Source organism: Neotabrizicola shimadae (genome assembly GCF_019623905.1).
GTDB classification, from domain to species: domain Bacteria; phylum Pseudomonadota; class Alphaproteobacteria; order Rhodobacterales; family Rhodobacteraceae; genus Neotabrizicola; species Neotabrizicola shimadae.
This window is the reverse complement of the sequence record NZ_CP069370.1, coordinates 1,684,230-1,693,974: the sequence shown is the minus strand read 5'-3', so window position 1 is coordinate 1,693,974 and position 9,745 is coordinate 1,684,230. Positions and strand designations below refer to the sequence as shown.

12 protein-coding genes and 1 riboswitch are annotated in these 9,745 nt (G+C 67.9%); of the genes, 3 read left to right on the top strand and 9 right to left on the bottom strand.

Annotation, left to right across the window (positions count from 1 at the left end; all coding sequences use genetic code 11):
• Window positions 1-34 precede the first annotated feature (34 nt).
• Window positions 35-238, bottom strand: a riboswitch (cobalamin riboswitch).
• 38 nt (window positions 239-276) lie between these two features.
• Complete coding sequence (cobO, locus tag JO391_RS08155; protein WP_220664001.1) at window positions 277-930, top strand: cob(I)yrinic acid a,c-diamide adenosyltransferase; 654 nt, start codon at window positions 277-279, stop codon at window positions 928-930.
• A gap of 16 nt (window positions 931-946) precedes the next feature.
• Here the strand turns inward: cobO and JO391_RS08150 are convergent, their stop codons facing one another.
• Both JO391_RS08150 and JO391_RS08145 read right to left on the bottom strand, forming a co-directional pair.
• A complete protein-coding gene (locus JO391_RS08150) occupies window positions 947-1,366 on the bottom strand; it encodes a hypothetical protein (protein WP_220663999.1) in 420 nt (139 codons plus the stop codon).
• Window positions 1,363-1,500, bottom strand: coding sequence for a hypothetical protein (locus JO391_RS08145; protein WP_220663997.1), 138 nt, complete (start codon window positions 1,498-1,500; stop codon window positions 1,363-1,365). The genes JO391_RS08150 and JO391_RS08145 overlap by 4 nt, the downstream gene beginning before the upstream one ends.
• A 109-nt stretch (window positions 1,501-1,609) precedes the next feature.
• Here JO391_RS08145 and JO391_RS08140 point away from each other — a divergent pair, with 109 nt between their 5' ends.
• Window positions 1,610-1,972 (top strand): YbaN family protein, encoded by a 363-nt coding sequence (locus JO391_RS08140; protein ID WP_220663995.1) that lies wholly within the window; start codon window positions 1,610-1,612, stop codon window positions 1,970-1,972.
• Window positions 1,973-1,999: 27 nt separating this feature from the next.
• Here the strand turns inward: JO391_RS08140 and JO391_RS08135 are convergent, their stop codons facing one another.
• The 3 genes from JO391_RS08135 to JO391_RS08125 all read right to left on the bottom strand — a co-directional run bounded on the left by JO391_RS08135 (window position 2,000) and on the right by JO391_RS08125 (window position 4,718).
• Window positions 2,000-3,118, bottom strand: a complete 1,119-nt coding sequence (locus tag JO391_RS08135) for a baeRF11 domain-containing protein (RefSeq protein WP_220663993.1) — start codon at window positions 3,116-3,118, stop codon at window positions 2,000-2,002.
• A 208-nt stretch (window positions 3,119-3,326) separates the two neighbouring features.
• Window positions 3,327-3,890: a DUF4202 domain-containing protein gene (locus JO391_RS08130; RefSeq protein WP_220663991.1), complete on the bottom strand. Its 564-nt coding sequence runs from the start codon at window positions 3,888-3,890 to the stop codon at window positions 3,327-3,329.
• 48 nt (window positions 3,891-3,938) lie between these two features.
• Window positions 3,939-4,718, bottom strand: coding sequence for a methyltransferase domain-containing protein (locus JO391_RS08125; protein ID WP_220663989.1), 780 nt, complete (start codon window positions 4,716-4,718; stop codon window positions 3,939-3,941).
• A gap of 71 nt (window positions 4,719-4,789) precedes the next feature.
• Here JO391_RS08125 and JO391_RS08120 point away from each other — a divergent pair, with 71 nt between their 5' ends.
• Complete coding sequence (locus JO391_RS08120) at window positions 4,790-5,356, top strand: DUF1349 domain-containing protein (protein WP_220663987.1); 567 nt, start codon at window positions 4,790-4,792, stop codon at window positions 5,354-5,356.
• Window positions 5,357-5,451: 95 nt separating this feature from the next.
• Here JO391_RS08120 and JO391_RS08115 read toward each other — a convergent pair whose 3' ends face one another.
• Genes JO391_RS08115 through JO391_RS08100 form a run of 4 tightly spaced genes read right to left on the bottom strand, consistent with a single transcriptional unit; the run spans window position 5,452 to window position 9,742 of the window.
• On the bottom strand, window positions 5,452-7,062 hold the full coding sequence (locus JO391_RS08115) for an amidohydrolase (RefSeq protein WP_220663986.1): 1,611 nt from the start codon (window positions 7,060-7,062) through the stop codon (window positions 5,452-5,454).
• On the bottom strand, window positions 7,055-7,918 hold the full coding sequence (locus JO391_RS08110; RefSeq protein WP_220663985.1) for a dimethylsulfonioproprionate lyase family protein: 864 nt from the start codon (window positions 7,916-7,918) through the stop codon (window positions 7,055-7,057). Before JO391_RS08110 ends, JO391_RS08115 begins: the two co-directional genes overlap by 8 nt.
• Before the next feature lie 4 nt (window positions 7,919-7,922).
• The gene (locus tag JO391_RS08105) at window positions 7,923-8,762 is read right to left on the bottom strand and encodes an ABC transporter permease subunit (RefSeq protein WP_220663984.1); all 840 of its coding nucleotides are present in this window, start codon (window positions 8,760-8,762) and stop codon (window positions 7,923-7,925) included.
• Entirely contained in the window at window positions 8,759-9,742 is a 984-nt protein-coding gene (locus JO391_RS08100) for an ABC transporter permease (protein WP_220663983.1), read from the bottom strand. The genes JO391_RS08105 and JO391_RS08100 overlap by 4 nt, the downstream gene beginning before the upstream one ends.
• Between the last annotated feature and the right edge of the window lie 3 nt (window positions 9,743-9,745).

Here is a 9,745-nt window from a genome sequence, read left to right as displayed (position 1 = left end):
CGGCCGTCCCGCCGCGGAACACCCCGTCCGCCGGTTCAACTCCTTCGCGCTGGCAGGTCTCCCGGCTTGCGGAGCGGGGCAACACCCCCCGGCCCCCACCTTCCCGGCAAACTGCCAGTGGCAACGGGGCCTCTCCGGTCACGGTCGCGGGGGCGGCTGCGCTTCAGGAAGCGTCGCTTCCCTGTCGCATTCCCTCTTCGCCTGCCCTAGGACAGGAACCAGCACCGCCCCCTCTTGCCACGGGGGACGCCGGAGTCAAGGACAAGGAACGCCGCAATGAGTGAAGAGCCCGACACCGAAGCCGCCCCCGGCCCCGAGGCGACCGAGGCCGAGCTTGCCCGCCACGCCACCAAGATGGCCAAGAAGAAGGCCGCGCGCGACAAGATCATGGCCACCAAGTCGGGCGAGAAGGGGCTGGTCATCGTCCATACCGGCACCGGCAAGGGCAAGTCCTCGTCCGGCTTCGGCATGATCCTGCGCTGCATCGCGCATCAGATGCCCTGTGCCGTGGTGCAGTTCATCAAGGGCGCCTGGGACACCGGCGAGCGCCGCCTTCTGACCACCCATTTCGGCGATCTCTGCCAGTTTCACGCCATGGGCGAGGGCTTCACCTGGGAAACCCAGGACAAGACCCGTGACATCGCCGCCGCCGCGCGCGGCTGGGACAAGGCGAAAGAGCTGATCCGCGATCCGTCCATCCGCCTCGTGCTGCTGGACGAGATCAACATCGCGCTACGCTACGGCTATCTCGACACCGCCGAGGTGCTGGCCTTCCTCGCCGCCGAAAAGCCGCCGCTCACCCATGTCGTGCTCACCGGGCGCGGCGCGCCCGAGGCGCTGGTCGAAGCGGCCGATCTGGTCACAGAGATGACGCTGGTGAAGCACCCCTTCCGGTCGGGCATCAAGGCCCAACCGGGCGTGGAGTTCTGAGTCCGGGTCTCCGGCCTCAGACCGGCCCCGCGCTCCAGACCCCGCGCAGCGCCAGAGCCGCGTTGCGCGCGGGCTCCACCGGCCCGCCCTCGGTCAGGATCAGCGCCGCGCCGGTCGCGGCCGTCTTCTGGCCGGCGATGCCGGCGCGTACCAGCGACAGGAAAGCGCGCTCGTTCGGCGTGAGCTTGTGGCGGCAGCAGGGGCAATCGGGGTTGGAATAGTGAAACACCGCCCGCCGCGACAGCCGCACCTCGCCCAGAACCCGCGCGATGCCCGACAGACGCAGCAGCGCCGCCGCGCCCCAGGCCTCACGCGCAGCATGAAGTGCGCGCGGCGTCAGCGGCAGGCTACCGTCCGCCCCCGCGCCGCGGCACAGTTCACGCAGCACCGGCAACAGCCCGTCTGCGGCCTCTTGCCCAACCGTATCCGCCTTCATGCCCGTGCCTCCCGCGCACGATCCGAGGGCGGGGGCGGTTCCACCGCGCCGAACAGCGCGCGCAGGCCGGGCGGAAGTCCGAAGCCGATCAGACGCGCCAGGGAATCGAGGGACAGAAGGAAATCGGGAGACATGTCTTGCGCCTTTCGCCAAGCAGGGTTCAGTCTGGCTCAGGGCTGGACAGCTTTAGTTGACAAAATATATCGGAAATTGCAAGAGGCCCCATCGGGCAGGAGCACGACGTTGCGCACCCTCTGGTTTGTTCTGGGCTGTCTTGCCCTGGCGCTTGGCGTGATCGGGCTGTTTCTGCCCATCATGCCGACCGCGCCCTTCATCATTCTGGCGGCGCTGGCCTTTTCGCGATCGTCCGAGCGGCTGCATGCCTGGCTTCTGGCGCATCCGCAATTCGGGCCGATCATCCTGAACTGGCAGGATTACGGCGCCATTGCCCCCTGGGCCAAGGCGCTTTCGGTCGGCATGATGTCGGCCTCTGTCGTGATCGGCTGGCTGATGGGGCTGTCGCCCCTGCTGGTGGGGGTGCATCTCGCCATCGTCGCGGCGGTGGCGGTGTTCATCCTCACCCGGCCGAGCGGTCCGCCGGGCTGAGGCCCTCGCCCCGCCCGGCGACCGGTTTCAGATCGCATAGCGCAGGATCGCGGCCAAAGACCCGCCGCCCGGCACGTCGCCGGCCCGCGCCGCGATGACCCGCGCACCGGATTTCAGCGCCCGGCTGGCGATTTCGTCCACCACGCCGTAATTGCCCGCGCCTGCCGCGGCGGCAAAGGTCACCACACCATCGGCATCCACCGTGCCCGGCACCACCTGGTCCATGTCCACGATCAGCGTGTCGATGGCGCCAAAGGTCGCCGCCCGCGCTGCCGCCGCAATATCCGTCGTGGCCCGCCCCTCGCCGGCGCGGTCCGCATACAGGGCGGCCAGCCGCGCAAGCTCGGCCGCGTGCAGCCCGTCCAGGATGCTGCGTGCCGCGGCGGAAAGCTCATGATCCGGTCTGTGGTCGGCAGATCCGGCAATCACCTCGCCCGCCACCAGCGGATAGCTGGAGGTCGCGCGGAAGATCGAGGCCAAGGGTTCGGCCGCCGCCACGATCAGCGGGCGCTCGCTGCCCGTCAGCACCGGACGCAGGGCCTGGTCCACTGCGCGCGAGAACCGCGTCAGCAGCGCATGTTCGCTCTGGCTCTCGCCGCCCGTGCCGGCGCCGGTGCGCTCGCCGTGGCTGCGCCGGCCAAGCGCGTCGGCCATGTCCTTTGGCAGGCCCGGTACCGCCACCGGATGCGGCGGCAGATCGGCCGACACCTCGACCAGGCGCACCCCCCCCATGCTGATCGCCAGCACAAAGGCTTCATGGGGGAAAGCCACCGCGCGCAACAGCGGCTTTATATGGAAGCGGTCCGAAACCTCGACCATGCTTTGCAGCTTGTTCGCCAGCCGGAAGCTGGTCAGCGTCTCGGGCGTGACGAACAGCGCCAGGCTGTTGGCCTGATAGGCCCAGAAGTCATCGTCGGCGATCACTCCGGCCACCGCTTCTTCGATCCGCGCCAGCGTGCGCTTGGGCGTGTCTGCCGCCTCCAACTGACCCAGGGCATCGCGCATCAGGTTCTTCAGTTCGATCCGGTCCTGCTGGGCATGTTCGGTCAGGGGGGTGGTGGCCACATAGATCGAAACGCAGGGACCGCCCCGCACCTCGGCCAGTTTCAGGATCTCGCCACGGGTTGGCAGGTCGATGTGCAGCATGGGGTGCGCTCCTCCTCCACGCCCTTGCGGCCACGGGGCCTGACGGGCGAGCCGTCCCGGTCAATCCGGAACAGCGCCATGCTACAGGGCAGGGGGACAGTCGCCAATCGGCCAAAGGTCGCGGGGACGAGTCTTGACGATTCGTTAATGCGGTTTGGCAAGCCATTGATATCATTTCGTCCGAGAAAGCGTCCGAGCTCGGACGCCCTCAGGCGGCCCGAAAGGCCGCGGCCCAGTCCGGCGGCATCGGGAACTCCTCCAGCGCCCGCGCCCGCCCCCCGGCCGACATCTTCCGGGCGGTCTTGCCCACGATCTCGACCATCTCCTCCGGCGTCCTGGTCGCGGCAAAGGCCCCCAGGTACCAGCGGATGAAGGTGAAGCAGATCACGTCCTCCAGCGCCTGCACCTCGGCGTCCCGCTTGATCCCCTCCTTCCGCAGCAGGACCCCCACCCGGTCCTGATCCTCTGCCGGATAGCCCGCCTCGGCCATGATCCCCGCGACCCGCAGGCCATGCCGCCGACCCTGTTCCCGCCGCCAGTCCAGATAGCCCGCCTTGCCCTCCGGATAGGCCGACCGGGGCAGGAGCCAGCGCTCCACATGCTGCCCCCTGGCCGCGACCTGCAGCACCTCCGAAGCATCGGGCACCAGCCGCCCCAGCTCCGCCGTCATCCGCTCCCCGTAGAGGAGCGCAGCCGGCCGCCCGTCCTCCAGCGTCGGGTCGGCGGCGTTGGCCGCGTCGATCAGGGACAGGGCTTTGGCAAGGCGGGTCATGGGGCGCACTCCGGTTTGGCCCAAGCTTCGCCGCTGCCCGCGCCCCGGTCAATGCCGGGGCTTCACCGCCCGCAGATGGGTCGGGCAATGCTCGCCCAGGTCCAGCACCGGGATCATCCTCTCCCAGATGCCGATGTTCTGGTCCACGAAGTCCTGCCCCACGACCTTTGCCGCCGCTGTCCCCACCGGTCCCCTCAGCCGCTCCAGCTCGGCCCGCGCGGTCTGGCGGTACCAGGCGTTCCGGCTGATGACCTCCACCCCCTCGAACCCCGCCGCCGCCATCGCATCGCGGTAGCGGCCGGGCGAGGCCATGCCGAAATCCAGCCCCTCGGCGGCGATATACTCGGCCATCAGGGGCGAGGGCGCGTCGTCATGCCCGATCAGCCAGTCCGAGGCCAGGAACCGCCCGCCCGGCTTCAACACCCGGAACACCTCGGCCATCAGGCTGTGCTTGTCGGGGATGTGGACGATGGAGTCCTTGGAGAAAACCACGTCGAAGGTGCCGGGCGGAAAGGGCAGGGGGCCGGGTGCGACCTTGACGAGGCCGATGCGCGCGGAAAGGCCCGCCCGATCCACGAGCCCGCGGGCATGGGTCAGCACCGGGTCTTCCACATCGATGCCCGTCACGAACCCCGCGCCATGCACGGCCACCAGCGCCTCGTCGATGCCGCCCGCACCGCAGCCGATGTCCAGCACCGCGGCCCCGGCGATGTCATGCGCGCCGATCACCCGCGCCACCTCGTCCCGGCCGCCGGGAGACAGGAAGCCCTCGCCCCAGATCGCCTCCAGCATGGCGATCATGCGGGCGGGGTAATGGTCTTCGCTCATCTTGGGCCTCCGGACAGGGGGTTGAAGGCAGGGCGCGGCCCAGACATCCTGTGAGAAAGGGAGGATACAGCATGGGCTGGACGCAAGGCTTGGAATGGATCAACCCGCCGCCGGTCGCCGAGGAGGCGGGCGGTGCGCTGCGGGTGGTGACGGGGGATCGTCAGGACTTCTGGCGCCGCACCTTTTACGGTTTCGTGCATGACGACGGCCATGCTCTTCTGGCCGAGACGGATGGCCCCTTCACCGCCGAGGTCACCTTCGAGGCCGATTGGCAGGCGCAATACGATCAGGCCGGGCTGATGCTGCGCACCGATGAAAGCCAATGGATCAAGGCGGGCATCGAGCATGTGAACGGCATGGCCCATCTGGCGGTGGTGGTCACGCTGGGCCGGTCGGACTGGAGCCAGGTGGCACTTCCCCAACTGACGGGCGCGGTCACTCTGCGGCTGACGCGATCTTCGGATGCCGTCTGGGTTCAGTATCGGGATGGCGCCGACTGGAAGATGGTCCGCCTCGCGCATTACCCGGCCGACTTGCCGGCGAAGGTCGGGCCGATGACCTGCTCGCCCTCGCGCGCGGGGCTGGAGGTGCTGTTCCGCGATTTCCGGTTGGGGCCGGTGACGGACAAGCCCTACTGACGCGTCCTGACGGCGAAGGGTCTTCTGCGAGAACGCTGCGCTTCGATCCATTGGCGAAGGATCGGGATGTTTGCAAAAAAACCGGCCTCTCGGTTTCACCCGGCGAACCCCTCTGCCCGGTGAACCTCCTGACCCTTGAAGAGCGTCAGTTCGACCGCGGTCTGCGAGATCTCGTCGGCCGGGCAGGCAAAGATATCGCGGTCCAGAATGATGGCATCAGCCGAGAAGCCGGGGCGCAGCATCCCGGTGAAGCCGTCCCGCCAGCAGGCCCGGGCGGCGTTCACCGTGTATCCCTGCACGCATTCCTCGATGGTCAGAGCCTGGTCGGCGAAGAAGGGTGGCTCGGGATCGTCGTCCTTGCGTTTCTGCCGGGTGATGGCGGTCTCGATGATCTCGAACGGGTTCAGGGTCGAGACCGCCCAGTCCGACGACAGGCACCAGTCGGCCCCCGCGTCGATCATGCTGCGGAAGGCATAGACATCCGTCCATCGCGCCTGGCCGATCATCGCCAGCGACGGGTCGGAGTAGGGCGGCTCGAACCGCGCCCACAGCGGCTGGACATTGGCGGTGGCAAGCCCCGCCAGGCGTGCGATGTCGGCCGGGTCCACGAGCTGCAGGTGCGCCAATTGGTGCTGCGAGGGCCAGGGTCCGTTGGCGGCGCGGGCGGACTCCAGCCCTTCGATGGCGCGCCGGGCTGCAGCATCGCCGATGACATGGACGTGGATGGCAAATCGCGCGGCATCGAGGGCGGTCATCAGCGCCCTTGTCTGGTCGGCGCCGAACATGCAGGGCGCGTTGCCGCCCTGGGCGTCGGCGTAGGGCGAAAGGTTCGCCGCCGTGCGGTTCTCGTACACGCCATCCATGAAGAACTTGGCGGAATGAACGTGGAAATCCGGCCCGGGATTCGCCGCGCGCCAGGCGGAGAGGCGGGCAACAGCCGTTTCAGGCGTGTCGGCCTCGGTCACCCAGGCGGTGCCGGCCACGCGCAGCGTCAATGCGCCATCCAGGGCGGCTTGGCGGTAGATCCGTTCCTCCTGCTCGGTGATGCGGGCATCCAGAACCCCGGTGATGCCGTGGCGGTTGGCATGGGCCTGGCCTTCGCGCAGGCCCGTCATCCAGTCGTCGTCGGTCATGGGGGGCAGCCGGTCCAGCACCAGTGGGATGACCTCTTCGTGCAGCATCCCCGTCGCGCGGCCCTGCGCGTCGCGGACGATATGGCCGTTGGGCGGGTCGGGCATGTCTTGCACGCCTGCCATCTCGATGGCGCGGCTGTTCAGGCAGGCGTTGTGGAACGAGCTGTCATAGATCAGCATCGGCCGGTCGGTGGCCGCGCGGTCAAGGACGCGTGCCGTCAGGTTGTGGTCGCCGAAGACCCCCGCCTGCCAGCCCGAGCCCAGGATCATGGCCATGTCCGCCTTTGCCAAGGCATGGGCCCGCAGCGTGGCGATCAGCTCGTCCTCGCCCGTCACCTCGTAGAGGTAGGCCGCTGTGGCAAGATCCAGCCCGCCGGACAAAAGGTGGATATGCGCGTCCTGAAAGCCCGGAAGGACCAGCCGGCCGCCCGCGTCGATCCTGTGGCGGGCACCGGGCGCACTGCCAGAGCCAAGCGCCGCGATGCGCCCGCCCTGCATCAGCATCCAGGTGGCAAAGGGCCGGGTCGGATCCATCGTGCGGATGCGGGCGTTGTGCAGAACGGTGTCAGCCAAGGCGCAGAGCCTCTAGTTCGGGCCAGTCGGGCGCGGGAAGCACGCGGGCGGTTTCGTTCACGTCGCGCGTCCAGCCGAAGAGGCAAAGGAAGGGCACCGGCCCGACTTTTGTGCAATGCGGGCGGAACGGGTCGTTCCAGACCGGCTGGTGCGCGGGTTTCACGACCAGCGGCTCGCCCGGCCCGAAGCGCCAGCCATGCGGGCCGGTCAGGGGGGCATACAACTCGGGCGCGGCGTGGTTGTGATCGCGGTACAGGACATGAGGCGCGATGAGGAACAGGCCGAAGTCGAAATCCTCGGCCGGGATCGGTGAGCCGGCGCCGATCAGCGAGGCGAAGGCGTGGCCATCGGCGAAGGCAGGGCCGATCTGGTCGCGCGGGTAGGCGTCGTAGGTGATCCAGTCCAGGTGCGGCGCGGCGGCGGCGATGGCCTGGGCCATGGCGGGATGCGTTGGACGCAGTTCCTCCAGCGCCGTGGCCAGATGCGCGGCCACGGTCGGATTGGTCCCGCCCTGCGGTATGTTCACCGCTCTGCCGCGCGCCTGGGCTATGCCGGCGCGGACCTCTGCCACGCCGGGGCCGGGCAGGGTGGCAAGGTAGATGTCGGCCTCGTCCACCAGGCTGCGGATTGCCGATGCGGCGTCCGGCGTGGGCAGGGCAGGCACAGCCAGCCCCTCGGCCGCCAGGATCTGCGCCGGGTCCTGGGTGTCCAGCGCCGAGGCGATGCGGTAGGCTTCCAGCACCGCCGCGGAAATCTCGCCGCGCCGGTGCAGCGCCATGGCCGCGCCATAGCGCCGCCGGCCTGAACCGGGCAGGCCAAGCGGCGTTGCAAGCTCTTGCAGGATCGGGTCGGTCAAAGGGTCACCCATTGTCGCGATAGGCCAGCCGCTCTTCGGCGGCACGACGGCGTTCGGCGCGGGCCATTACCGTTCCGGCAATCGCCACCACCACCGCCACCGTCACCACGATGATCGTGGCCAGCGCGTTGATGTCGGGCGTCACCCCCAGCTTGACCTTGGACCAGATCAGCAGCGGCAGGGTCGTATAGCCCGGCCCGGTGACGAAGGACGAGATCACCACGTCGTCGAGCGAGATGGTAAAGGCCAGAAGCCAGCCTGACAGGATCGCCGGGCTGATCACCGGAAGCGTCACGTCGCGCATCACCTGCCAGGGACGGCTTCCAAGATCCATCGCCGCCTCTTCGATCGAGCGGTCAGCCGAAAGCATCCGGGAATGGACGATGGTCGTCACATAGACCATGGCAAAGGTGATGTGCGCGAGCGTGATGGTGGTGAAGCCGCGCGCGCCGGGCCAGCCGACGGTTTCGGCCATCAGGATGAACAGCATCAGCATCGAGATGCCGGTGATGACCTCCGGCATGATCAGCGGCGCGTTGACCATGCCGGAAAAGAAGGTCCGTCCCCGGAACTTGCGGAACCGCGCCAGGGCGACGCCCGCCATCGTGCCCAGGATCGTGGCGAAGGTCGCCGACAGAAGCGCGATCTGCACCGACAGGATCAGCGCCGTCATGACCTGCTTGTTCTTCCACAGCGCGACGTACCATTTCGTCGAGAAGCCGCCCCAGACCGTCGCCAAACGGCTTTCGTTGAAGCTGAAGAAGATCATCGACAGGATCGGGATGTAGAAGAAGGCGAAGCCGAAACACAGGACCGAGATCAGGAACACAGGGCTGCGCTTCATGGCGTGGCTCCCGTCACCAGATCGCTGTCGGTGACGCGCTGGCCTTCATCCTGTTTCGGCCGGGCCTCGGCGCGGCCCTGGAAGTGGGAATAAATCATCGTCGGCCCGACCATCAGGATCAGAAGCGCCACTGCCACCGTCGAAGCCATCGGCCAGTCGCGCGCCGAGGAAAACTCGTCCTGAATCACGCGGCCGATCATGGGCGATCCGGCATCGCCCACAAGCGAGGGGATCACCAGTTCGCCGGCGGCGGGGATGAAGACCAGCATGCCCCCCGCGATGATGCCGGGGATGGATTGCGGCAGGGTGACATCCCAGAAAACCCCGAACGGCCGGGTGCCCAGGTCCATCGCCGCCTCGTCCAGCGTGGGGTCAAGCCGTTCCAGATTGGCGAACAAGGGCAGGATCATGAAGGGCAGGTAGGTGTAGACCATGACCAGCACGACCGCGAAGTTCGTGTGCATCATGGGAATGGACTTCACCGCCCAGTCCACCGGCACCAGCCCATTCCAGGCACCCGTCAGCATCTTGTTGAACCAGCTGGACGATCCCATCAGCCCCATCCAGGCATAGACGCGCAACAGGAACGAGGTCCAGAATGGCAGGATCACCAGCATCAGAAGGATGTTGCGCCAGCCCTTCGACACCCGCGTCAGGCCAAGCGCCATCGGATAGCCGATCAGCAGGCAGAACACCGTGGCAGCCGCAGCGTTGGTCAGCGAGGTCAGGAAGGCCCGGATGTAGAGGTCATCGGTGAAGAGCCGCTGATAGCCGGTCAGGTTCACCCAGGGATGTTCTCCGCCAAAGCCGAAGGGGGGCGCGGTCGGCGTGCGGGTCGCCACGCTCATCGCCACAACGATGACGAAGGGCACCAGGAAGAACAGCAGCAGCCAGCCATAGGGAATGGCGATGGTGATGTCGGACCAGCCGCGCCGGTGGAACCACTGCGCAAGCCGGCTGTCATGCGACGGCGAGGTCATGGC

Bases quoted from the DNA above. Each gene is read 5' to 3' on its own strand.
- JO391_RS08100 (WP_220663983.1), bottom strand. From the start codon at position 9,742: ATGACCTCGCCGTCGCATGACAGCCGGCTTGCGCAGTGGTTCCACCGG.
- JO391_RS08105 (WP_220663984.1), bottom strand. From the start codon at position 8,762: ATGAAGCGCAGCCCTGTGTTCCTGATCTCGGTCCTGTGTTTCGGCTTC.
- JO391_RS08120 (WP_220663987.1), top strand. From the start codon at position 4,790: ATGGGCTGGACGCAAGGCTTGGAATGGATCAACCCGCCGCCGGTCGCC.
- cobO (WP_220664001.1), top strand. From the start codon at position 277: ATGAGTGAAGAGCCCGACACCGAAGCCGCCCCCGGCCCCGAGGCGACC.
- JO391_RS08125 (WP_220663989.1), bottom strand. From the start codon at position 4,718: ATGAGCGAAGACCATTACCCCGCCCGCATGATCGCCATGCTGGAGGCG.
- JO391_RS08135 (WP_220663993.1), bottom strand. From the start codon at position 3,118: ATGCTGCACATCGACCTGCCAACCCGTGGCGAGATCCTGAAACTGGCC.
- JO391_RS08150 (WP_220663999.1), bottom strand. From the start codon at position 1,366: ATGAAGGCGGATACGGTTGGGCAAGAGGCCGCAGACGGGCTGTTGCCG.
- JO391_RS08130 (WP_220663991.1), bottom strand. From the start codon at position 3,890: ATGACCCGCCTTGCCAAAGCCCTGTCCCTGATCGACGCGGCCAACGCC.
- JO391_RS08145 (WP_220663997.1), bottom strand. From the start codon at position 1,500: ATGTCTCCCGATTTCCTTCTGTCCCTCGATTCCCTGGCGCGTCTGATC.